Raw genomic sequence first — 22,809 nt, 5'->3', positions numbered from 1 at the left:
TGAAAGCATTGTCTACGGAAACATTGTCTATGAAAGCACTATCCAAACTAAAAGCAGAAGAAGGTATTTGGATGACCGATGTGCCGCAGCCGGAGCTGGGCCACAATGACATCATGATCAAAATTCGTAAAACGGCTATTTGTGGCACTGATGTGCATATCTATAACTGGGATGAATGGTCACAAAAAACTATTCCTGTCCCTATGGTGGTTGGTCACGAATATGTCGGTGAAGTGGTGGCTATCGGTCAGGAAGTTAAAGGTTTTAATATTGGTGACCGGGTGTCTGGCGAGGGGCATATTACCTGTGGACATTGTCGCAATTGCCGGGGTGGGCGCACCCACCTTTGCCGCAATACCGTGGGTGTCGGCGTAAACCGCCCTGGTTCTTTTGCCGAATATCTGGTGATTCCGGCCTTTAATGCTTTCAAAATTCCCGACAATATTTCTGATGAACTCGCGGCTATTTTTGATCCGTTCGGTAATGCTGTGCATACCGCGTTATCCTTTGATTTAGTTGGGGAAGATGTGCTGGTTTCCGGCGCTGGCCCGATTGGTATCATGGCCGCTGCGGTCTGTAAGCATGTCGGCGCTCGCCATGTTGTTATCACTGATGTGAATGAATATCGCCTGGATCTGGCGCGAAAAATGGGGGTAACCCGCGCAGTTAATGTCAGCAAAGAGAACCTGAATGATGTGATGGCTGAACTGGGCATGACTGAAGGGTTTGATGTCGGTCTGGAAATGTCCGGTGCGCCGCCTGCCTTCCGCACATTGCTTAACTCAATGAATCACGGTGGCCGTATTGCGATGCTGGGGATACCGCCATCGGATATGTCTATCGACTGGAATCAGGTGATTTTCAAGGGGCTGTTTATCAAAGGGATTTATGGCCGTGAGATGTTCGAAACTTGGTACAAAATGGCGGCATTGATTCAATCTGGTTTGGATTTAACCCCGATTATCACCCACCGTTTCTCCATCGATGAGTTCCAGCAAGGTTTTGATGCTATGCGCTCGGGGAAATCAGGCAAGGTAATATTAAACTGGGATTAAAAAGACCCGTCGCCCTTGAAGTTGCAGGGTTGTTAGCTGCGCGCACTCACCCGAATCACTTACTTGAGTAAGCTCATCGGGATGAGTTTGCTGGCTGCCTACCTGCAACTCCAATGGCTTTGGGTATTGCCCGTCGTCCTTGAAGTTGCAGGGTTGTTAGCTGCGCGCACTCACTCGAATCACTTACTTGAGTAAGCTCATCGGGATGAGTTTGCTGGCTGCCTACCTGCAACTCCAATGGCTTTGGGTATTGCCCGTCGCCCTTGAAGTTGCAGGGATGAAAGCGGGGCAGTCAGATGATGACTGCCCCATTTTTACGGATTTTTAGCTTTAGATTCATCGACTGCCGGTTTATCAACCGGAGTCACTGGCGCGACTGGCGGGAAATATTGCTGCCAATGCTTCTTAACAAAGGTCACTGCCGGGCTTTGCATCAAGCTCTCACCTAAGACAATAAACATCTTATCGGCGTAGATTTTCTCCGGAACATAACTGGCTTTCGCGTTGCATTGCTTGATAGCTTTCAGGCGCTCGCCTTTGGCCGGGTCACGCGATTTTGATTTGCCCGGTGAGACAGTGCCACTGCCGCTATTATTATGTTCAGTAATATTGCGCACTGGTTCATTCAGCAGCGCGCTGGGTCTGACCAAAACAATATCCGCAGGTAATTGAGGCAACATTTGTTGCAGCACTTTAATAGTGGCTGGATGCGGGTGCCCAATTGCAATGGCCGAACCATTACGACGGGCTAATTCTACTGCGCGGTTAAATTGTTGGCGAATCGCGGCTTCATTTTGTGAATCATCCAAAAAAACTTTGCGCTTAATCACTTTGACGCCAGTACCTTCGGCCGCTTTACTGGCCTGGCTGTTGCCAATAGTCACGCTATCAAGGAAATAGAGCTGGTAGTGCTCCAGTGCCTGCATCACTTTTTGCATGCCCGGCAAGCTGGAAGTCATCGCGCTGCCCATATGATTATTCATGCCGGTGGCGTAAGGAACATTATTCACCGCCTGGCGAATGATCCGCTGGACTTCTTCACTGCTCATTGATGGTTGTAATGTATCGCGCTCCAGCGGTTGCTTGCTCAGCGGGGCCATCGGCAGGTGAATCAGAATTTCGCGCCCTTGATTATGGGCTTTGATGGCCATCTCTTTGGCATAAGGGGCATTAGGTAGAATCGCCACTGAGATCGGCAGCGGCATCTGTAATACCTTGTTTTCGTTCTGAGGGCGATAACCAAAGTCATCAATAACGATTGAAAGTTTGCCCGCCTGCGCGGCGTTAGCAATGAGTAGGGTGCTTACTATGATAAACCGACGTGTATTGAAATAGCGCAATAGGTGTTCCCTAATGTTGTTCTCTATCTTCCTAACCAAGGCTGTGGGTTAACCGCTTGTCCTTGACGGCGGATTTCGAAATAGAGTGATGGCTCACCTTGACCGCCACTGGTGCCAACGAGCGCAATTGGCTGGCCAGCTTTTACCTGAGCGCCGACATTGACCAGCGCGCTTTGGTTGTAGCCATATAAACTCATATCCCCTTTGCCGTGTTCAACGACGACGACCAGTCCATAGCCCTGCAACCAGTCTGCCAGTAGCACTCGGCCATCCGCAATCGCTTTGACTTCGCTGCCTTCTGGCGCGGAAATAACCATGCCTTTCCAACGGAGTTCACCTTGCAAGGCCTCGCCAAAGCGGTGAGTCACATTCCCCCTAACGGGCCACATAGCTTGGCCGCCCGGGCGACCCAGCCCGCCAGTTCGCGCCATTAATGAGCGCTCACTTTCACTTGGTTTATAGCTGGAACCGGTTTTCTTGGCTTGCTGTTCTTTGACTTTTACTTGTTCGCGTACGCGGGCCGCTTCTTTAGCCTCCCGCTCTGCACGGGCTTTGGCTTCGCGCTCAGCTTTGGCGATTTGGTCGCGCAAACGGGATTCGTTGAGTTTCAGCTCCGCCAGACCCTGCTGATCTTTCTCCAGCGAGGCTTCCAACGAAGTTAGCGTTTTCTTGCGGGCAGTTCGCGCTTCTTCCAGCTTTTGCTGCTGAGTTTTCTGCTCATCCAATAAAGCTTTTTGCTGGTTTTTCTTTTGCTCCAGCACTTTTTTCTCAGCAGACAGGTTGGTGCGGGTCTGCTCCAGTGTTTCAATGGATTTCTGACGAGCTTCATTGAGATAACTGAAATACGCCAAAATGCGCTCACTGCGCTGGCTCTCTTCACCACTTAAAACAAGCTGTAAGCCACTGTGCTGACCTTGTTTAAAGGCCGCATCAAGCTGTTTTGACAGGATATCCTGTTGCTGAGATTGTTTACTTTGTAGTTTGCCAATCGAGGCGGTAAGGCTGGAGATTTCTTTGTCCAGTTCACTCAGGGTACCTTGGGTTTCACGCAAGCTGCGGCTCGCCTGAGCAATGGTGTTTTCCTGTTGTTTCAACTGGTCGAGCAAGGAACTGCGTTGTTGTTTTTGTTGCTGAACACTTTTTTCTTTCTCAGCGATATCTTGCTGAAGTGTTTTCAACTGACTTTTGTTTTCTGCTGTTTTTATAGTTGAAGGGCCATCAGCGGCATGGCTGGATAATGGAAACAGCAATACGCCAGCGCAAAAAACGCTAGCGTACAGTGCTGACCACGGGCGAGGCACCAACCTATTCGGCAATGCAGAGAAGCCCTCTGTATCGCCGCTGATGCTATCTTCCGTAACCATTGATATCGCGAATGACGCCTTTTCCTTCATAACGAAGGATTATTCCACGATGAACAGCGGCTTACCAGTCATCTCTTGCGGGATTTCCATTTCCATCAGTGACAGCATGGTCGGTGCGATGTCTGAAAGTTTGCCACCGCAGACGGCTTTAACCTCTTTATTACCGACATAAATCAGGGGAACCGGCAGGCTGGTATGGGCGGTGTGTGCCTGGCCAGTTGCCGGGTCACTCATCTGCTCAGCGTTGCCGTGGTCGGCGGTGATAAGCAATTGCCCATCAACTGCTTTCACCGCAGCAACGACTTGTTCAATGCAATTATCCAGAGTTTCTACTGCTTTCACGGCGGCATCATAATCACCGGTATGGCCGACCATATCGCCATTCGGATAGTTACAAATGATCACATCATATTTGCCGCTGGCGATAGCGCCGACCAATTTTTCAGTCAGTTCTGCGGAACTCATTTCCGGTTGCAGGTCATAGGTTGCCACTTTCGGTGAGTTAATCAGAATGCGATCTTCGCCTTTGAATGGCTCTTCCACGCCGCCGTTATAGAAGAAAGTCACATGAGCATATTTTTCAGTTTCAGAAATGCGCAACTGTGTTTTGTCATGCTTCATCAGCCATTCACCGAAAGTATTGCTCAGTGATGCAGGTGGGTAAGCACAAGCGGCTTTAATATCAGCCGCATATTCCGTCAGCATGATGAAATCGCCGAAGTTAACCACTTTATCGCGTTTGAAGCCGTCAAAGTCGGCATTCACAAAGGTGCGGGTGATTTGGCGAGCACGGTCTGCACGGAAATTCATGAAGATTAATGCATCACCATCATTCATGGCAGCATCAGCTTCGCCCGCGGCTTTAATCACCGTTGGTTTAACAAATTCGTCATTTTCATTACGGGCATAGGCCGCTTGCAGGCCAGCAACCGCGTTATCTGCGGTGAATTCGCCTTTTGCCTGAGTCAGTAAATCGTAGGCCAGTTGTACTCGATCCCAGCGATTATCGCGGTCCATAGCATAATAACGGCCAATAATAGACGCGATGCGGCCTTTGCCCAGCTCAGCAAACTTTTCAGTGAATCGTTTCAGTGAAAGTTCAGCACTGCGCGGCGGGGTATCACGTCCATCGAGGAATGCATGCAGATAAATGGCCGTCGCCCCTCGTTTGGCCGCCAGCTCAACCATCGCCAGAATGTGGTCTTCGTGGCTGTGGACACCACCGGCAGACAGCAGGCCCATGATATGCACTGCTTTGCCCGCTTTAACCGCGTTATCAATAGCTGTGGTCAGGGTTGGGTTGGTGAAAAAGTCACCCTCTTTGATTTCTTTGTCGAGGCGGGTTAAATCCTGATAAACAATACGGCCAGCCCCCAGATTGACGTGACCGACTTCAGAGTTACCCATTTGCCCATCGGGCAAACCAACATCCAGACCTGAAGCGGCAATTAATGTATGAGGTTGTTGTTGCCATAAACGGTCCATCACAGGAGTATTGGCATTCAGAATGGCATTATCTTGCTGTTCTTCGCGGTAGCCATAGCCATCCAGAATAGTCAGAACCAGCGGTTTTTTAGTGCTCGACATTGCAGAACCTCTTTCTTATTAGAAAGGCGGTAATTTACTACAGAACCGGTCAAAAATAGCCCAAAGAGATCAACATTGGTGTGGGGTTTTGCGTAAAAATCATCAAAGAGACGACAAAACTTCCAGATATTGTTCGCAGTTTCTGCAATGGCACTTGCATATTGGCTGTATTTGCCGCAACGCGCAGGTATACTCTGTGGCCTTGAATATTATCCCCTAACTAACGGGAGTTTTTACCCCCATGTTGCAAGAAATTATGCAATTCATTAGCCAGCATCCGGTTTTGAGTTTGGCTTGGGTGGCGTTGTTCGTCGCCGTAATTTTCACCACTTTTAAAAGTTCTCTGTCAAAAGTGAAAGAAATCACTCGTGGTGAAGCGACGCGTCTGATTAACAAAGAAGATGCGGTGGTGGTTGATCTCCGCACACGTGATGATTATCGCAAGGGCCATATCGCCAGCTCTATTAATTTACTGCCAAGTGATATCAAAAGTGGCAGTCTGGCTGAATTGGAAAAGCACAAAGCACAGCCTATTATAGTAGTTTGTGCCACAGGGACGACCTCCCGCGCCTCCGCTGAGCTACTGAATAAAGCCGGTTTTGAGCGAGTGTTTACCTTGAAAGACGGTATCTCTGGCTGGAGTGGTGAGAATCTGCCACTGGCGCGCGGCAAGTAATTGCTATAAAAATCGCTATATCAATAAAGTGTAAATTTGAGGTGTTTCCATGGCGAAGATTGAGATTTATACCAAAGCAACATGCCCGTTCTGCCATCGTGCTAAAGCACTGCTGAACAGCAAAGGTGCCGTTTTTCATGAAATCGCAATTGATAATGACCCTGCCAAACGTGAAGAGATGATTGCTCGTTGCGGGCGGACAACGGTGCCTCAGGTATTTATTGATGGGCAGCATATCGGCGGCTGTGATGATTTACATGCCCTGGATGCGCGCGGTGGGCTTGACCCGCTGCTTTAACTCGCCAGTGGGCCCCATGATTGTAATGGAAAGAGCCCGCGGCGGAAGTGTTGTTTAATAAGGACGTCTAACTTTAGGGTATCTATACACATGTCAGAACAAAATAACACCGAGATGGCTTTCCAGATCCAACGTATCTACACCAAAGATATCTCCTTCGAAGCACCTAATGCTCCGCAGGTTTTCCAGCAGGATTGGCAGCCAGAAGTTAAACTTGATCTTGATACTGCTTCCAGTCAGCTGGCTGAAGATGTGTATGAAGTGGTACTGCGTGTGACTGTCACGGCTTCTTTGGGCGAAGAAACTGCATTCCTGTGTGAAGTACAGCAGGGCGGCATCTTCTCCATCGCTGGTATTGATGGCACCCAACTGGCGCATTGCTTAGGTGCATACTGCCCGAACATTCTGTTCCCGTATGCGCGTGAATGCATCACCAGCTTGGTATCTCGCGGTACTTTCCCACAGCTGAATTTGGCACCGGTTAACTTTGATGCCCTGTTCATGAACTATCTGCAACAGCAGGCTGAAGGTGAAGTTGAAGGTGCTGAACAACGTCAGGATGCCTGATGAACACCACCCATGCTTCAATGACTGTAATCGGTGCCGGATCTTACGGCACCGCATTAGCCATTACGCTGGCGCGTAATGGCCATCAAGTTGTGTTATGGGGCCACGACCCTAAGCATATTCAAACTCTGCAACAAGACCGTTGTAACCAAGCTTTCCTGCCCGATGTCCCTTTCCCCGACACTCTGTTACTGGAAACCGACTTGGCACGTGCGCTGGCAGCTAGCCGTGATGTGCTGGTGGTGGTGCCCAGTCATGTTTTCGGTGCGGTATTAAATCAGCTCAAACCACACTTACGCCCAGATGCGCGTATTGTTTGGGCGACTAAAGGGCTTGAGGCAGAAACAGGCCGCTTGCTGGCGGATGTGGCGCGGGAAGTGCTGGGCGAGAGTATTCCGCTAGCAGTGGTCTCCGGCCCGACGTTTGCCAAAGAGCTGGCTGCCGGTTTACCCACCGCGATTGCACTGGCATCGACCGATATGCAATTTAGTGAAGACCTGCAACAACTGTTGCACTGTGGCAAAAGTTTCCGCGTGTACAGCAATCCTGATTTTATCGGGGTCCAACTCGGTGGTGCGGTTAAAAACGTAATTGCGATTGGTGCCGGGATGTCCGATGGTATTGGTTTTGGTGCCAATGCGCGAACCGCATTGATAACCCGTGGTTTGGCGGAAATGACCCGTTTGGGCGCGGCATTAGGCGCTGATCCCTCCACCTTTATGGGCATGGCGGGGTTAGGTGATTTGGTGCTAACCTGCACAGATAACCAATCTCGTAATCGCCGGTTTGGCATCATGCTTGGGCAGGGGCTAGGCGTACAAGAAGCACAGGATAAAATTGGTCAAGTGGTCGAAGGTTACCGCAATACCAAGGAAGTTCTGGCGCTGGCACAACGCTACGGTGTTGAAATGCCAATTACTGAACAAATTTATCAGGTGCTATACAGCCACAAGAATGCGCGTGAAGCGGCGCTGACCTTATTGGGTCGGACCAGAAAAGATGAAAAAAGCGGCATTTAGCTTGTTCAGCAGTAATAAAATAATAAATATATAGTGCCAATCCTTGGCGTTGGCATTGCCGCGTCAAGGAATTAGGGTGTCAGTGGCTTCGGTCGTTCCCCGAAGCCGCTTGTTTATGGGCAGGAGTACGCAATGTCGTCAGAAGAGTTAGAGCTGGTTTGGAGTAGCATTAAATCAGAAGCAAGAGCACTGGCCGAGTGTGAACCCATGCTGGCAAGTTTTTTTCACGCGACATTACTGAAGCATGAGAATTTAGGCAGTGCGCTGAGCTATATTCTGGCGAATAAGTTGGCTAATCCTATCATGCCCGCCATTGCCATCCGTGAGGTGGTTGAAGATGCTTATCGTGCTGATGAACAGATGATTATCTCTGCTGCCCGCGATATTCTGGCGGTACGTTTGCGCGACCCCGCAGTGGATAAATACTCTACGCCGTTGCTGTACCTGAAAGGTTTTCATGCTTTACAAGCTTATCGTATTGGCCACTGGCTATGGGCGCAGGATCGTAAAGCACTGGCTATTTACCTGCAAAATCAAGTATCTGTCGCTTTTGGTGTGGATATCCACCCAGCGGCAACCATTGGTTGCGGCATCATGCTAGACCACGCCACCGGAATTGTCATTGGTGAAACCGCTGTGGTTGAGAATGATGTTTCCATCCTGCAATCCGTCACTCTGGGCGGTACCGGGAAAACCAGTGGCGACCGTCATCCGAAGATTCGTGAAGGTGTAATGATTGGCGCGGGTGCAAAAATTCTGGGCAATATTGAAGTCGGGCGTGGTGCTAAAATTGGTGCCGGGTCAGTGGTGTTGCAGGCCGTGCCTCCCCATACGACAGCCGCTGGTGTCCCCGCTCGAATTGTCGGCAAGCCAGAGAGTGATAAACCCTCATTGGATATGGATCAGCATTTCAATGGCGTTAGTCACGGGTTTGAGTACGGCGACGGCATCTGATCCCCTGCGTCCTTGAAGCCGCAGGGGTGTTGGCTACGTTCGCTCACCCGAATCACTTACCTTATGTAAGCTCATCGGGACTCGTTCACTTGCCGCCTACCTGCAACTCCAATGCCTTTGGGGATCTATTTTATATTGGTAGACCCCAATCCCGGGCTACTATCTTGCTATTCTTTCAATAATGCTCCCGGATAACCCAATTGCCGCCAGGCTTCATACACCACCACGGACACGGCATTTGACAGGTTCATGCTGCGGCTAGCGGCTAGCATTGGAATTCTGATTTTTTGCTGCGCGGGTAATGCATCCAGAACATTGGGAGGTAAGCCGCGAGTTTCTGGGCCAAACAGCAGATAATCATTTAGCTGATAATTGACGGCGCTGTGGGCGGGTGTCCCTTTGGTGGTCAGAGCAAATAAGCGGGCAACATTTGTTCCGGCAGATGGTGCACCAGTAGATTGTGCGCCATCCAGCTTTTCGCTGTCGAGGAATGCTTGATAATCATGGTGATGTTTGATGTTGGCAAACTCATGGTAATCAAGACCCGCACGGCGTAAGCGTTTGTCATCCCAAGTGAAACCTAAAGGTTTTATCAGATGGAGTTGGCAACCTGTATTCGCGCATAACCGGATAATATTGCCGGTATTCGGCGGGATTTCGGGTTCAAATAAAACGATATTAAGCATATGTCCCCCAATAATAAGGGGCGCAGGATATCAGAAACCCCCGCTCAGTGCAGCGGTTACCCATTTTTGTCGACCACCCCATCAGTTTGTAAAATAAATAGGATTTGTAAAATAAATAGGGGCGATAAAATAAAAATTTGAAAGCAAGGAGCGGAGAGCGCCAAATGTGGTGATTTTATATGCTGGTCGCCACAGTCAGTATTAATGGAGTATTCATCATGACATCAGTTCGGGGCGTAATAGACAGTTTGTCAGACCCACGCTGGGCCGCTATTGTTAATCGCGATAAAACCGCCGATGGTCAGTTTGTTTATGCGGTGAAAACCACCGGTGTGTATTGCCGGCCCTCATGTTCTTCCCGTCAGGCGAAAGCAGAACATATTGAATTCTTTGCTGATAATGATGCCGCTGAACTTGCCGGTTTCCGGCCCTGTAAACGCTGCCGACCCACTCAGTTATCTCAAGCGCAACTGCATGCAGAAAAAATTAGCCAGGCATGCCGTTTAATTGAGCAAGCTGAAATACCGCTTAAACTCAGTGAGTTGGCAGCCGAGCTGAATCTCAGCACTTTTTATTTCCATCGATTATTTAAATCCATGACCGGGTTAACGCCCAAGGCGTATGCCACCGCGACCCGCAGTGCACGAGTCCGCAGCCAATTGGCGGGCGAAGGCTCGGTGACTGACGCAATATTTGATGCTGGATACAACTCCAATGGCCGTTTTTATGAGCAATCCAATCAGTTATTGGGCATGACGCCGACCCGCTACCGGCAAGGTGGCCGCGATGTCACACTGCATTTTGCTGTGGGGGAAAGTTCTCTCGGGGCTATCTTGATGGCGAAAAGTGAATTGGGAATATGCGCCATTTTGTTGGGTGACTCACCGGCCCTGCTGGTGCAACAATTGCAGGATAAATTTCCACAGGCGGAGTTAATTGGCGGGGATGCCGAGTTTGAACAATGGTTCGCGCGGGTGGTGGGCTTGGTTGAGGCCCCTAAGCTTGGGCTAGATTTGCCCTTGGATATCCGCGGCACGGCATTCCAGCAGCGGGTTTGGCAGGCATTGCGGGAAATTCCGGTAGGCGAGACCGCCAGTTATGCCGATATTGCCGCTAAAATTGGTTCACCAAAAGCGGTGCGCGCGGTGGCGGGCGCCTGTGCTGCCAATATGCTGGCGGTCGCCATTCCCTGCCATCGAGTCATTCGTCAGGATGGCGCATTATCAGGCTATCGCTGGGGGATTGAGCGCAAAAAATATTTGCTGGAGAAAGAATGCCAGAAATAGGCTGCCCGATCCAATATGGTCGGGCAGCCGGTTTTATCATTTCATTAAGATTTAAGTGGATGCAGCGGCAACCAGATAATCAGCCGCAGACCCCCTAATGGGCTGTCTTCGGCCCGAACCCAACCGCGATGCTGATTAACCGCAGTTTCTACAATCGCCAGCCCCAAACCTGTCCCGCCGGATTCGCGATCTCGCGCTTCATCAGTGCGGTAGAATGGCCGGAAGATCTGTTCACGGTCTTCCTCGCTGACACCGGGTCCGTCATCATCGACAGTGATAGTTATTCCCTGATTATCCGAGCTGAACGCCACGGCAATGTGATGATGGGAATAACGCAGCGCATTACGCACGATATTCTCCAACGCACTGTCGAGGGCCGCCGGGTTGCCAAATAAGGTCCATGGCCCCGGAGGTGCGGTCACTTCCAGTGTTTTCCCCATCTGGTCAGCTTCGAACTGCGCATCTTCCAGCACTTCAGACCAAAGTTCATTAGCCTTGATTGGCTCGCGGTGTAGCTCGTTTTTATGCTGACTGCGGGATAGCACCAGCAAATCATTGATCATGCTATCTAATCGTTGCGCTTCCATTTCAATACGCTCCAGTTCTTTCCCCTCGCCATGGCGGCGGCGCATCAGCGCAGTGGCCAGTTGCAAGCGGGTCAGTGGAGTGCGTAGCTCATGGGAGATATCAGAAATCAGCCGTTGTTGGGCCACAACCATCCGGTCGAGCGCACTGATCATCTGGTTGAAACTCGCGCCGGTTGCCAAAAACTCTTGTGGGCCAGATTCCAACTCAGGGTGCTGTTTCAGGTTGCCACGCGCCACGTCATCAGCGGCATTTTTCAACTTACGTGCCGGTTTCGCCAAACTCCATGCTAGCCATAACAGCAGTGGCGCACTGATCAACATAGTTGCAATCAAGAGCAGCAGCGGCCGGTCAAACATCAAATTGATAAAATCGGATTGCGGGCTACTTGCTGGGCGCAGCAAATAGAGCTGATAGTTATCTTCGCCATCACGGATGGAGAAGGGGCCGACCATCTCAACGCGACCATATTTTTTCTTTTTCGGCTGGTCTGAGTTATCTGACTGGCCGATAAAATTACGCACCATTTGCATTTCGTGGCGCTGGGCACCAATAACGCGGCCCTCAGTGGTCACTAACACTAAATGCTGGCCGGGTGGTGCCCACTTTTCGATGGCGCGATAAAGTCTGCGCCACCACATGAGATCATTGGCCGGGTCACTGGCCAATTCAGCTTCAATATGTTGCTCCAGCATCGTTCCCTGACGCTGTTCGCTGTCGAGCAAGGTGGTCATTTGACGCGAGTCGAGTTTCGGCAACATCAGCACCAGCATCAATACCAGCGCCAAGGTAAACCAAAAAATCGCAAAAATTCGCGTCGTTAAACTGTTAATCATGTTTCAGAGACCATCAGATACCCGCGACCGCGCAGAGTTTTAAACCAAGGTAGCCCGTCTTTGCGATCCGGCAACTTACGGCGCAGGTTTGAAATATGCATATCAATGGCGCGGTCAAAAGGTGTTAATCGTTTCCCCAACACTTCCTGGCTGAGATGTTCGCGCGAGACCACTTGGCCGAGGTGCTGAGCCAACAGGTAGAGTAAGGTAAATTCCGTGCCGGTTAATTCCAGCGACTGGCCCTCAAAGCTAGCTTCCTGGCGGCCTGGGTTCAATTGCAGGCAATCAACGTCCAGTATTGGCGCGCCCTGGTCGACATTTTGCTGCTGCTCACTCCAGTTAGAGCGGCGTAAAATGGCTCGGATGCGCGCTACTAGCTCACGGTCATTAAAGGGCTTCGCCAGATAATCGTCCGCGCCTAGCTCCAGGCCGAGTACCCGATCCAGCTCACTCCCCCGAGCCGTCAGCATAATCACCGGAGTTTGGTGGTGCTGGCGTAACTCTTTCAAGGTTTCGATACCGTTTTTGCGCGGCATCATAATATCCAATAATAACAAATCGATAGAATTATCCAGCAGGTTTAATGCTTGTTCACCATCGTGAGCAACGACAACATTAAAACCTTCCATTTCCAGTAATTCTTTCAACAGTAACGTCAGTTCACGATCATCATCAACTAATAGGATTTTATGCATGATTGTTTCTCCTCTTGACGCAAAATACGTTATCAACTGCCGGTATTCCATGACTTTACTTAGCTTTACATGCCCTGACTCCAGTTTTACATCCACTGACGCTAGTTTGCAGCCGGGCCAGTAGACTGCTCCTTATTGAATCGCAGGGCAATAAACCGCTTAGCAGATAGAACTTAGGAGTTAAATAATGCGCAAAGTAAATAAAGTAGTAACGTTAATAATGGCGTCAATGTTAGTTATCGGTTCTCAAGCCGCCTTCGCTGCTGATAAGTCCGGAGCCACTGATGGCTGGTGCCACGGTGACGGTGCGATGATGAACAAGAAAGATGGACGTGGTCACCATAACATGTTTGATGGCGTCAATCTGACAGAACAGCAACGCCAGCAAATGCGTGACCTGATGCGCCAGTCTCGCCAAGAGAAGCCGCGTGCCGATTTGGCTGAGCGCGAAACCATGCACAAGTTGGTCACTGCGGATAAATTCGACGAAGCCGCTGTAAGAGCGCAGGCCGAGAAAATGTCCAAAGACCAGATTGAACGTCAGGTCGAAATGGCCAAAGTACGCAACCAAATGTTTAACTTGCTCACTCCAGAGCAAAAAGCTGTCTTGAACCAAAAGCACCAGCAGCGCATTGAGAAAATGCAGCAGGCGCCAGCAGCACAACCCTCTTCTGCCCAGAAGTAAGTAGTACCCTGTAATACCCTGTTTTCCTTGCTATAGACACCATCCCTGTCTTTCGCCCTCCATGATGGAGGGCTTTTTTTGTCTCTTTTCCGTTATACTCATAACCCCTGAATATTATTCGGAATGAGTTATGGATCCGCAATATGCGCGCTTGGTGAAAGCTGCTGCGCTCAGCGCCACTGTGCTGGCATCAATCTTACTGATAATTAAAATTTTTGCCTGGTGGCATACTGGATCGGTGAGCTTGTTGGCTGCGTTAGTTGACTCACTGGTGGATCTGGCCGCCTCTTTAACCAATCTTTTTGTGGTGCGCTACTCGCTGCAACCGGCTGATGAAGAACATACTTTTGGCCATGGTAAAGCGGAATCGCTGGCTGCGCTGGCGCAAAGCATGTTTATTTCCGGCTCGGCGTTATTCCTGTTCCTGACTGGTTTCCAACATTTGGCATCACCAACACCGCTGCAAGATCCTGGTATAGGTATCTGGGTAACATTAATTGCATTATTCAGTACAATGATATTAGTCACATTTCAGCGCTGGGTGGTACGAAAAACTCAGAGTCAGGCCATTCGTGCCGATATGTTGCACTATCAATCTGACGTCATGATGAATGGTGCTATTCTTATTGCATTAGCATTAAGTTGGTATGGTTTTCATCGTGCGGATGCATTGTTTGCCTTGGGGATTGGGGTTTATATTCTCTATAGCGCACTGCGTATGGGTTATGAAGCGGTGCAAGCTTTGCTGGATCGCGCCTTGCCAGATGATGAGCGGCAGGAAATTATCAATATCGTGACGTCATGGCCGGGCGTGATTGGCGCTCATGATTTGCGTACTCGCCAGTCGGGGCCAACACGCTTTATTCAACTCCATCTTGAAATGGAGGATATGCTGCCATTGATGGAGGCGCATATTTTAGCTGATCAAGTGGAGCGGGCGTTATTGCACCGTTTTCCTGGCGCAGATGTTCTTATCCATCAAGATCCTACTGCTGTGGTACCCAAAGAACGCCATGCGCATTGGGAGTTATAATTTATTCATCCGTTATTGCTACATTAACTATTGCTACATTAACTACAGGTAAACTGTGGTTACATAATGGTTCAGTCATGAAGAAAATACCGCCAAATGGCATGACTTGAATCAATTCAGCTTGGTGTTTTTGCTATAATATTCAATATTAAGCTCATCAAGCTGATTTTCTGTACTGTTCGCCTGTGCAAGACATAATCGGCAAATAAATAATTTTAAAAAATCGCATCTACAAGTTCAGAGGTAGTCATGGTCAAGAAAATCGGTGTACTAACAAGCGGCGGTGATGCGCCAGGTATGAATGCAGCCATTCGTGGGGTTGTTCGTGCAGCTTTGTCAGCAGGATTAGAAGTTTACGGTATTGAAGATGGCTACCTTGGCTTGTTTGAGAATCGTATGAGGAAGCTGGATCGCTATAGCGTGTCCGATATGATTAACCGTGGTGGTACCTTCTTGGGTTCTGCGCGCTTCCCTGAGTTTCGAGATCCGGAAAAGCGCAAAGTCGCGCTACAGAATATGAAAGACCGCGGCATTGATGGCCTGGTGGTTATCGGTGGTGACGGTTCTTATGCAGGTGCAGACTTACTCACCAAAGAAGGTGGGATTCACTGTATCGGCTTGCCGGGCACTATCGATAACGATGTCGCCGGGACTGACTATACCATCGGTTTCTTCACCGCATTGGGTACGGTGGTGGAAGCTATTGACCGCTTGCGTGATACTTCCTCTTCGCATCAGCGTATTTCCATCGTTGAAGTGATGGGCCGTTATTGTGGTGATTTGACTCTGGCGGCTGCTATTGCCGGGGGCTGCGAGTTTATTGCTATCCCTGAAGTTGAATTCAAACGTGAAGATTTGGTTGCTGAAATTAAAGCGGGCATCGAGAAAGGTAAAAAGCACGCGATCGTGGCAATTACTGAAAAACTAGACAATATCGACGAGCTGGCTAAATACATTGAGAAAGAAACCGGTCGCGAAACCCGTGGTACTGTCTTGGGCCATATCCAGCGCGGTGGGGCACCGGTTCCCTATGACCGCATTCTAGCTTCTCGTATGGGCGCTTATGCTGTTGATCTGCTGTTGGAAAATCATGATTATTCGCGCGGCGGCTTCTGCGTTGGGGTACAAAACGAGAAGATGGTGCATGAATTAATCTCCGTTTGTATCGCGCCAGAAAATAAGAAAAGTAAATTTAAAGAAGATTGGTACGATACTGCGAAGAAATTGTTCTAAAACAGCCATTCGCTCGATCGCTAAGCCCTCGCAATTGCGAGGGTTTTTTATTTCCAGTCACTCATATATTCCGTATTGATATAATCAAAACTTTTTTATTCTTTAATTGACCAGAAAGTTTCTGGCACGCTCAGTATCAGGCCAACCAATTGGGTTGATTAAGATTTCAGTTAATAACAATTACAGTTAATAACAATTTCAATTAATAACAAATCTGGGGAGCGGGTCAATGCGTAAATGGGGTGTAGGTCTTTCATTACTGCTGCTGGCATCAGGTGCCATGGCAAAAGATATCCAATTGCTGAATGTGTCATATGATCCGACACGTGAATTTTATCAAGATTATAACCAAGCGTTTAGCAAATATTGGCAAGAGAAAACCGGTGATAAGGTGACGGTGCGCCAATCACATGGCGGTTCTGGTAAGCAGGCGACCTCGGTTATTAATGGTATTGAGGCTGATGTCGTGACCCTGGCTCTGGCTTACGACGTCGATGCTATTGCTGAACGTGGTCGTATTGATAAAGACTGGATCAAGCGCCTGCCTGATAACTCCGCGCCTTACACTTCAACTATCGTCTTCCTGGTGCGTAAAGGGAATCCAAAACAGATTCATGATTGGTCAGATTTAGTGAAGCCGGGCATCTCGGTCATTACGCCGAATCCGAAAACCTCCGGCGGTGCGCGCTGGAACTACTTGGCTGCATGGGGTTATGCGTTAGAGCACAACAATAATGATCAGGCCAAGGCGCAAGAATTTGTCAAACAGCTGTATAAAAATGTGGAAGTTCTGGATTCTGGTGCGCGTGGGGCGACTAATACCTTCGTCGAGCGTGGGATTGGCGATGTATTGATTGCCTGGGAAAATGAAGCTCTGCTGGCGGTGAATGAAGTGGGCAAAGACCAGTTTGATATCATCACGCCGAGCGTTTCTATTTTGGCTGAGCCGACAGTCTCGGTGGTGGATAAAGTGGTTGATAAGCGCGGTACCCGTGAAGTGGCCGATGCTTACTTAAAATACCTGTATTCACCGGAAGGCCAGACTATTGCCGCTAAGAATTACTATCGTCCGCGTGATCCGGCTGTCGCCGCTAAGTTTGCTAATGAGTTCCCGAAACTGCAGTTGTTTACCATTGATGACGTCTTCGGTGGCTGGACTAAAGCCCAACAGGTGCATTTTGCGACTGGCGGCGTATTTGACGAAATCAGTAAGCGATAAAGTCTGTAAACAATGAAATAAGAAAAAATAACATAATGATTTGATAGCAGTAGTTGACTCAGCGCCTGTAAGTTAATGCTTACGGGCGCTTTGTTTTATTAGCCATTTTAACCCTCTGATTATTTTTATAATTCTTCTCTTTCTTACAGATAAAAACCGCCTAATTCGCCAGCGCGTGTCAAATGCGTTATTGAATTATTTGGTCTAATAAATGTGGCAAATTATGTGGAGAAAATTATGAACATTAGTGGTGTTTCAAGTACAAGCTTGATAGATAATCCAGATTTGGACTCATCAAGTCCGCCATTAAGATCTTTATCGCGCAGTGGCAGTTTTGAATCACTGCATAGTAACGCGTTAATTATATGTGAACCTGATGAATGGGATGCCGCTTCAGCAGTTATCACTGAGAGCTATACACCACCAACATTAGCCATAACAAATGAGAAAGCCTCCTTTGGCATTAAGCCCAGTAACTACTCCATTTTTGGTACCAAAGAGAATTATCTAACAGGCTATTTGTTAAATATAGGCAATAGTAAGGGTAAGCCGCCTCTGTTACTACGACCACTCGCTGCTTTGCTGGCATACTTCGGCATTCATGGTTTTGGGCAAACTAACTGTGCTTCTTGTGCCACCGCCGTGGCTGAAACATTTGAGAAGAATACGGTTTATCTTGCAAGACCCGAACTGAGAGGCGGGGATGTCAAAGGGAATATGGGGTTGCTAGATAAGAGTGCTAAGTCTGTTGATGAACTGCTGACTCAGCTACAGCAATATCAACCCACTGACGAGTTAAATGGTGTCCTTGTGATTCATCGGCCAGCTATGTTGCGCATGTTACCGGGGGCGACACAAGGGCATGCCTGTAATGTGATTAAATTTAAAGATAGCAATATCCTTCATTTTATTGATGTTCAGAAAAAGACCCATTTGAGCTGTGATCTGAGTCTCAGTCAGCAGGTGAAGCCCTTAAACCTGATTGATCAAACAAAGCTTTCACATCAGGACGCTCAGATAAGTAAATTCTTGGGCTGGGTTGGTGCGGATGGAATTGATTTATATAAGAAAGAATTTCATGCAGATATCAATAAAAAAGCCGGAGCATCATCTGCCCCAGCTTAATCAGTTGCTTAGAACCTGAATTAGGCTTTTTTAGCTTTTGCAGCGGCTTTCACGATAACGGCGAATGCATCCGCTTTCAGTGATGCACCGCCAACCAGCGCACCATCGATGTCTGGCTGGGTGAACAGTTCTGCTGCATTTTTATCATTCACGGAACCGCCGTACTGGATGATAACTTGTGCTGCAACCGCGGCATCAAGCTTGGCAATATGGTCACGGATAAATTTGTGAACCGCTTGAGCCTGTGCTGGAGTGGCTGACTTGCCGGTGCCGATAGCCCAGATTGGCTCATAAGCGATAACCGCGCCTTCGAATGCTTTCACACCCAAGGTATTCAGCACTGCGTCCAGTTGTTTAGCGCAGACTGCTTCAGTTTGACCCGCTTCGTTTTCTGCTTCAGTTTCACCGATGCACAATACGGGGATCAGGCCGATTTCTTTCAGTACGCCAAATTTCTTCGCAATGAATTCATCACTTTCGTTGTGATAAGTGCGGCGCTCAGAGTGACCGATAATGATGTATTGAGCACCAACATCTTTCAGCATTTCAGCAGAAGTTTCGCCGGTGAATGCGCCAGACAGATTCACATCAACGTTTTGTGCGCCCAGCGCGATGCGGCTACCTGACAGTTCATGCTTAGCTTGATTCAGATAGATAGCAGGTGGGGCAATAGCAACGCCACAGCCGTCAACAGTGCTCAATTCTTTACGCAGGCCAGCGATAAGCTCGTTAACCATGTGAGTGCTACCGTTCAGCTTCCAGTTACCCATAACTAATGGATGACGCATGTTTCTTCCTCCAACAAGGGGACGCGAGGGTCAATAATAATGACTGCCCGACAGGCAGTTTACCTGTCCAACAGTATAGAGATGATTAGCGGCAATGGCTTTGCTTTTCGTCATTAATTGCGGCGAGATTATGCTTCAGATAGTGAAAGCTTAATCGGTTCAACAGCGAAAGTAAGCCCTTTTTCGCCATTATCTGCCACAACATAGCGAATTGCGCCGACAGGATGGACGAAGAAAGGTGAGCCTTTGCCTTGCGTCAGCAATTGTTGCACGTTGCTGACACTTTGTTCGAGTGTGAGTGTGGGTTCAAACTGGCGCATCAGGGCCGCCATATAATTTACCGCGATCAGCCGGGCCGCTTTCTCTTCGCTCCCTTTGATTGGCAAATAGGTAATTTGTAAGGTTTTAATTTTACCCGTGCCTTTTTCCAATGCGGTTGAAGCATAGAGATTTTCGTTAATCTTACTGGCAGCACGGGTCAGCGGCGGCACATCATCTTTTACGATGATGGCGTGAAACTCACTGATAGGCAGCGTCGGGTTGGCGTGATTATAACTTTCACGGAATTTAACCAGCGTTAAATCAAAGGTTGGCGCGCCGGAAAGCAGATAGGGAGCTGTTGGCTGAGTGTCTTCAGCCGGCCGTTCATCGCCAGCTTCGGGAGCGGCATGAGCGCGGCTAACTGTTGCTATTAGCAGCAGTATTGTCAGCATTGCGATTATTTCTTTTCTCATGACTTATGCCGTTGTTTGCAGTTTGTGTAGGGGATTAAAGCGGTAATTGGGGGTGATTGTCAAAATTCACTGCAAAGAGTATAGGTTAGTTACAGCGTTGAGTTACTCTATTGTCCATACCAACTTCACATTATATCAGTTAAATGGATCAGGTTATTGATGACAATACAGCAATGGTGTTTCTCGCTAAAAGGCCGTATCGGGCGGCGTGATTTTTGGATTTGGATTGGGCTGTGGTTACTGGCAATGCTGGTTATCTTTACGTTGGCCGGGCAGAATTGGCTTTCCACTCAGACCGCTGCTTTTGCTGTTGTTTTTCTACTGTGGCCCACAGCCACGGTGATCGTCAAGCGGCTACATGACCGCAATAAAGCCGGTTGGTGGGCGCTATTGGTGGTGTTGGCCTGGATGCTAATGGCGGGTAACTGGCAGATGCTAGCGCCCATCTGGCAATGGGGGGTTGGGCGGTTTGTTCCCACGCTAATTATTGTCATGATGTTTATTGATTGTGGTGCATTTCTCGGTACCGAGGGTGACAATCGTTTTGGCCCAGAAGCGGTACCGGTGAAGTTTCTGGCTGAAAAAACACCGCAGTAAATAGGGTTTGATAAGGTAAAAAAGGGCCATATGGCCCTTTACCCATACGGTTTATTACCAATACTGCTCGCTGGTCATATGCCCCGGTTTACGGCGCAAATGTTTACGCATTTCCCGCTGTTCTTTCAACAATTGCTGGGTATCTCGCACCATTTGCGGGTTACCGCACAGCATGACATGGCTGTCTTGCGCATCAATTTTTAAGCCGACAGCGGCTTCCAGCGCACCATTTTCAATCAGTGCCGGAACCCTGCCCGTCAATGACCCCGGTGACTCTTCGCGGCTGACAACTGTCTGAATCCGCAGTTTGCCGTTATAACGTTGCTCAAGCTGCTGCATCAATGGCAGGTAGCTGAGGTCGCGGGCAAAGCGTGCAGCATGAACCAGCACCAGATTTTTAAAGCGCTCTAAATCGCGACCTTCCTGCAAAATAGAGAGATACGGGCCAATCGCGGTGCCCGTTGCCAGCATCCATAGCGTGTCGCAATCCGGAATTTCTTCCAGCACAAAGAAGCCCGCCGCTTGCTTGGTCACCATCACTTCGCCACCCACCGGCAGTTGGTCAAGTCGCGGGCTGAGTTTCCCCTCTGGCACGGTGACCAGATAGAACTCCAGATTATCGTCACTTGGCGCATTGACGTAGGAATAGGCCCGCTGTACCCGCTCGCCGTTGATATCTAATGCCAGCTTGGCAAATTGACCGGCGGTAAAGGGATCAATTGGCGCATTGACCCGAATGCTGAACAACGAGTCAGTCCAGTGTTCAATGTGAGTAATTTTGCCACTAACCCATTCAGCCATAATTCTGATTCCCTTTATTCAAATACTTATCGAAAGTAGTACCTAAAGCGCTGGCGGTATTTTAGGGGATATTAGTAGAAAATATTATCGATTAAATGTTATCTCCTTGCGCCATGAGTGCCACTGTATTCTTTGGCGGCCGGAAACAAATATATGGACAGTTAACTTTACGCCAATGGTGTTTTTATCTGCCAGTCGCCCCTTTAGCAATATGTCGTGCTGGCTCGCTAAAAAATCTGAATTTGTTAGCTTATGCGCTAAGTGAGTTGTGTCACAAAAATAGTGGGGTGCTCGCAAAAAATGGCTTTTTACGGCCAGATGGGTGCGGCACAAGGTCCGGCTAACAATTTGTTCATAGTTAAGATAATGAGAAAAATAGAGAATTTCCACCTGCTGGTGATGTTGATTCTGTTGGTAGCTGTCGGTCAGATGGCGCAAACCATTTACGTCCCTGTTATTGCGGATATCGCCCGCGACTTTTCAGTGCGTACTGGTACGGTGCAGCGCGTCATGGCGGCCTATCTGTTGACTTATGGCTTCTCGCAACTGATTTATGGCCCACTGTCTGACCGGGTTGGACGTCGGCCGGTCATTCTGGTGGGCATGATGATATTCATGCTGGGCGCATTGGGGGCTTGGCTGGCAAATAGTTTGTCTATGCTGGTCGCGGCCAGTGCTTTGCAGGGCATGGGGACAGGGGTTGCGGGAGTGATGGCGCGAACCATGCCGCGAGATTTATATGCCGGCACGGCGCTGCGCTACGCCAACAGTATGTTGAACATGGGGATTTTGGTCAGCCCGCTCTTGGCCCCGATTATTGGTGGAGTGCTGGCGAGTCTGTTTGGCTGGCGCGCAAGCTACGCATTTCTGCTTTTTTTATGTGGCGGAGTGGCATTTTGCATGTTTCGCTGGTTACCGGAAACTCGGCCACAACAAACTGAAAAACGACGAATGCTGGCCAGTTTCCGCTTATTGTTCTCTGACCGCGCTTTTAGCTGTTATCTGGTGATGTTGATTGGTGCATTAGCGGGTATTGCGGTATTTGAAGCCAGTGCGGGCGTGTTGATGGGGGGCGTGCTGGGGCTAAGTGGGGTGACGGTCAGTATTTTATTTATTCTACCTATTCCGGCGGCATTTTTTGGCGCGTGGTATGCCGGTCGCGACAGTAAAACTTTCCATAACCTGATGTGGCACTCGGTGATCAGCTGTCTGCTGGCGGGTTTGATGATGTGGATACCCGGTTGGTTTGGCATTATGAATATTTGGACGCTGATTATACCGGCAGCGCTATTCTTCTTTGGGGCTGGGATGCTGTTTCCGCTGGCCACCACCGGGGCAATGGAGCCTTTCCCTTATCTGGCGGGTGCTGCGGGGGCTTTGATTGGTGGGTTGCAGAATGTCGGGTCAGGTCTGGCGACTTGGTTGTCAGCCATGCTGCCACAAACCGGGCAATTTAGCTTAGGGTTGTTGATGTTTGCCATGGCGGTATTGATTTTGCTGTGCTGGTGGCCTTTATCTCACCGGATGCAGCCGCAAGAACACCGTGTATAGTCGGTTGAAAATACTGAACTAAAATGGGCGCGACGTGAATGTTGCGCCCATTGTTGTTTATCGCGAATATTATTATCGTTAATGCTATTCGTGAG

23 protein-coding genes are annotated in these 22,809 nt (G+C 49.0%); 14 read left to right on the top strand and 9 right to left on the bottom strand.

All coding sequences use genetic code 11. The annotated features are described in order from the left end of the window. Nucleotides 1–29 precede the first annotated feature (29 nt). Complete coding sequence (tdh, locus tag OP863_RS19365) at nucleotides 30–1,055, top strand: L-threonine 3-dehydrogenase (RefSeq protein WP_038639959.1); 1,026 nt, start codon at nucleotides 30–32, stop codon at nucleotides 1,053–1,055. A 314-nt stretch (nucleotides 1,056–1,369) separates the two neighbouring features. On the opposite strand, the gene OP863_RS19360 is transcribed toward tdh, so the two are convergent. The 3 genes from OP863_RS19360 to gpmM are packed head-to-tail and all read right to left on the bottom strand — an operon-like array spanning nucleotide 1,370 to nucleotide 5,346. Further along, complete coding sequence (locus OP863_RS19360; RefSeq protein ID WP_145588744.1) at nucleotides 1,370–2,395, bottom strand: divergent polysaccharide deacetylase family protein; 1,026 nt, start codon at nucleotides 2,393–2,395, stop codon at nucleotides 1,370–1,372. 23 nt (nucleotides 2,396–2,418) lie between these two features. Then, nucleotides 2,419–3,789 carry a murein hydrolase activator EnvC gene (gene envC, locus OP863_RS19355; RefSeq protein WP_265525723.1) on the bottom strand — a complete coding sequence of 457 codons (1,371 nt, stop codon included), beginning with the start codon at nucleotides 3,787–3,789 and terminating at the stop codon, nucleotides 2,419–2,421. Between the two features lie 9 nt (nucleotides 3,790–3,798). Continuing rightward, a complete protein-coding gene (gpmM, locus tag OP863_RS19350) occupies nucleotides 3,799–5,346 on the bottom strand; it encodes a 2,3-bisphosphoglycerate-independent phosphoglycerate mutase (RefSeq protein ID WP_265525722.1) in 1,548 nt (515 codons plus the stop codon). A gap of 241 nt (nucleotides 5,347–5,587) precedes the next feature. On the opposite strand from gpmM, the gene OP863_RS19345 reads away from it, so the two are divergent. The 5 genes from OP863_RS19345 to cysE all read left to right on the top strand — a co-directional run bounded on the left by OP863_RS19345 (nucleotide 5,588) and on the right by cysE (nucleotide 8,860). Then, nucleotides 5,588–6,022, top strand: coding sequence for a rhodanese-like domain-containing protein (locus OP863_RS19345; RefSeq protein WP_038637936.1), 435 nt, complete (start codon nucleotides 5,588–5,590; stop codon nucleotides 6,020–6,022). 49 nt (nucleotides 6,023–6,071) lie between these two features. Beyond that, on the top strand, nucleotides 6,072–6,320 hold the full coding sequence (gene grxC, locus OP863_RS19340; RefSeq protein WP_038637938.1) for a glutaredoxin 3: 249 nt from the start codon (nucleotides 6,072–6,074) through the stop codon (nucleotides 6,318–6,320). A 90-nt stretch (nucleotides 6,321–6,410) separates the two neighbouring features. Next, nucleotides 6,411–6,887: a protein-export chaperone SecB gene (gene secB / locus OP863_RS19335; protein WP_032820633.1), complete on the top strand. Its 477-nt coding sequence runs from the start codon at nucleotides 6,411–6,413 to the stop codon at nucleotides 6,885–6,887. Then, nucleotides 6,887–7,906 (top strand): NAD(P)H-dependent glycerol-3-phosphate dehydrogenase, encoded by a 1,020-nt coding sequence (gene gpsA, locus OP863_RS19330; RefSeq protein ID WP_120010985.1) that lies wholly within the window; start codon nucleotides 6,887–6,889, stop codon nucleotides 7,904–7,906. Before secB ends, gpsA begins: the two co-directional genes overlap by 1 nt. A 132-nt stretch (nucleotides 7,907–8,038) precedes the next feature. Then, nucleotides 8,039–8,860, top strand: a complete 822-nt coding sequence (cysE, locus tag OP863_RS19325; protein ID WP_004392219.1) for a serine O-acetyltransferase — start codon at nucleotides 8,039–8,041, stop codon at nucleotides 8,858–8,860. Between the two features lie 167 nt (nucleotides 8,861–9,027). Here the strand turns inward: cysE and trmL are convergent, their stop codons facing one another. Continuing rightward, complete coding sequence (gene trmL / locus OP863_RS19320) at nucleotides 9,028–9,546, bottom strand: tRNA (uridine(34)/cytosine(34)/5-carboxymethylaminomethyluridine(34)-2'-O)-methyltransferase TrmL (RefSeq protein WP_038637947.1); 519 nt, start codon at nucleotides 9,544–9,546, stop codon at nucleotides 9,028–9,030. Nucleotides 9,547–9,764: 218 nt separating this feature from the next. Between trmL and ada the strand changes: the two genes are divergently transcribed. After that, the gene (gene ada, locus OP863_RS19315; RefSeq protein WP_413081331.1) at nucleotides 9,765–10,832 is read left to right on the top strand and encodes a bifunctional DNA-binding transcriptional regulator/O6-methylguanine-DNA methyltransferase Ada; all 1,068 of its coding nucleotides are present in this window, start codon (nucleotides 9,765–9,767) and stop codon (nucleotides 10,830–10,832) included. A 44-nt stretch (nucleotides 10,833–10,876) separates the two neighbouring features. Here the strand turns inward: ada and cpxA are convergent, their stop codons facing one another. Further along, a complete protein-coding gene (gene cpxA, locus OP863_RS19310; protein ID WP_038637953.1) occupies nucleotides 10,877–12,253 on the bottom strand; it encodes an envelope stress sensor histidine kinase CpxA in 1,377 nt (458 codons plus the stop codon). Further along, the gene (cpxR, locus tag OP863_RS19305) at nucleotides 12,250–12,948 is read right to left on the bottom strand and encodes an envelope stress response regulator transcription factor CpxR (protein ID WP_038637957.1); all 699 of its coding nucleotides are present in this window, start codon (nucleotides 12,946–12,948) and stop codon (nucleotides 12,250–12,252) included. The genes cpxA and cpxR overlap by 4 nt, the downstream gene beginning before the upstream one ends. A 187-nt stretch (nucleotides 12,949–13,135) precedes the next feature. Here cpxR and cpxP point away from each other — a divergent pair, with 187 nt between their 5' ends. From cpxP to OP863_RS19280, 5 genes are all read left to right on the top strand, one after another. Next, the gene (gene cpxP / locus OP863_RS19300) at nucleotides 13,136–13,633 is read left to right on the top strand and encodes a cell-envelope stress modulator CpxP (RefSeq protein WP_038637960.1); all 498 of its coding nucleotides are present in this window, start codon (nucleotides 13,136–13,138) and stop codon (nucleotides 13,631–13,633) included. Nucleotides 13,634–13,763: 130 nt separating this feature from the next. After that, nucleotides 13,764–14,666: a CDF family cation-efflux transporter FieF gene (gene fieF, locus OP863_RS19295; protein ID WP_145588753.1), complete on the top strand. Its 903-nt coding sequence runs from the start codon at nucleotides 13,764–13,766 to the stop codon at nucleotides 14,664–14,666. A 249-nt stretch (nucleotides 14,667–14,915) separates the two neighbouring features. Then, nucleotides 14,916–15,899: a 6-phosphofructokinase gene (pfkA, locus tag OP863_RS19290; RefSeq protein WP_038637966.1), complete on the top strand. Its 984-nt coding sequence runs from the start codon at nucleotides 14,916–14,918 to the stop codon at nucleotides 15,897–15,899. A gap of 229 nt (nucleotides 15,900–16,128) precedes the next feature. Then, nucleotides 16,129–17,118 carry a sulfate ABC transporter substrate-binding protein gene (locus tag OP863_RS19285; RefSeq protein ID WP_038637969.1) on the top strand — a complete coding sequence of 330 codons (990 nt, stop codon included), beginning with the start codon at nucleotides 16,129–16,131 and terminating at the stop codon, nucleotides 17,116–17,118. 237 nt (nucleotides 17,119–17,355) lie between these two features. After that, on the top strand, nucleotides 17,356–18,243 hold the full coding sequence (locus OP863_RS19280) for a hypothetical protein (RefSeq protein WP_145591938.1): 888 nt from the start codon (nucleotides 17,356–17,358) through the stop codon (nucleotides 18,241–18,243). 20 nt (nucleotides 18,244–18,263) lie between these two features. On the opposite strand, the gene tpiA is transcribed toward OP863_RS19280, so the two are convergent. Together tpiA and OP863_RS19270 are read right to left on the bottom strand one after the other, a co-directional pair. Further along, the gene (gene tpiA, locus OP863_RS19275) at nucleotides 18,264–19,031 is read right to left on the bottom strand and encodes a triose-phosphate isomerase (protein ID WP_004392229.1); all 768 of its coding nucleotides are present in this window, start codon (nucleotides 19,029–19,031) and stop codon (nucleotides 18,264–18,266) included. Nucleotides 19,032–19,159: 128 nt separating this feature from the next. Beyond that, nucleotides 19,160–19,765, bottom strand: coding sequence for a DUF1454 family protein (locus OP863_RS19270; RefSeq protein ID WP_186368367.1), 606 nt, complete (start codon nucleotides 19,763–19,765; stop codon nucleotides 19,160–19,162). Nucleotides 19,766–19,924: 159 nt separating this feature from the next. Between OP863_RS19270 and OP863_RS19265 the strand changes: the two genes are divergently transcribed. Next, entirely contained in the window at nucleotides 19,925–20,362 is a 438-nt protein-coding gene (locus tag OP863_RS19265) for a DUF805 domain-containing protein (protein ID WP_050292144.1), read from the top strand. Nucleotides 20,363–20,416: 54 nt separating this feature from the next. Here OP863_RS19265 and fpr read toward each other — a convergent pair whose 3' ends face one another. Then, nucleotides 20,417–21,163, bottom strand: coding sequence for a ferredoxin--NADP(+) reductase (gene fpr / locus OP863_RS19260; protein ID WP_145588759.1), 747 nt, complete (start codon nucleotides 21,161–21,163; stop codon nucleotides 20,417–20,419). A 366-nt stretch (nucleotides 21,164–21,529) separates the two neighbouring features. Here fpr and emrD point away from each other — a divergent pair, with 366 nt between their 5' ends. Continuing rightward, nucleotides 21,530–22,714 carry a multidrug efflux MFS transporter EmrD gene (gene emrD, locus OP863_RS19255; protein WP_145588761.1) on the top strand — a complete coding sequence of 395 codons (1,185 nt, stop codon included), beginning with the start codon at nucleotides 21,530–21,532 and terminating at the stop codon, nucleotides 22,712–22,714. The last annotated feature ends 95 nt before the right edge of the window (nucleotides 22,715–22,809 follow it).

The organism is Yersinia sp. SCPM-O-B-9106 (C-191) (genome assembly GCF_026183365.1).
Taxonomy (GTDB): Bacteria; Pseudomonadota; Gammaproteobacteria; order Enterobacterales; family Enterobacteriaceae; genus Yersinia; species Yersinia rochesterensis.
This window is presented reverse-complemented; position numbering and strand designations above follow the sequence as displayed.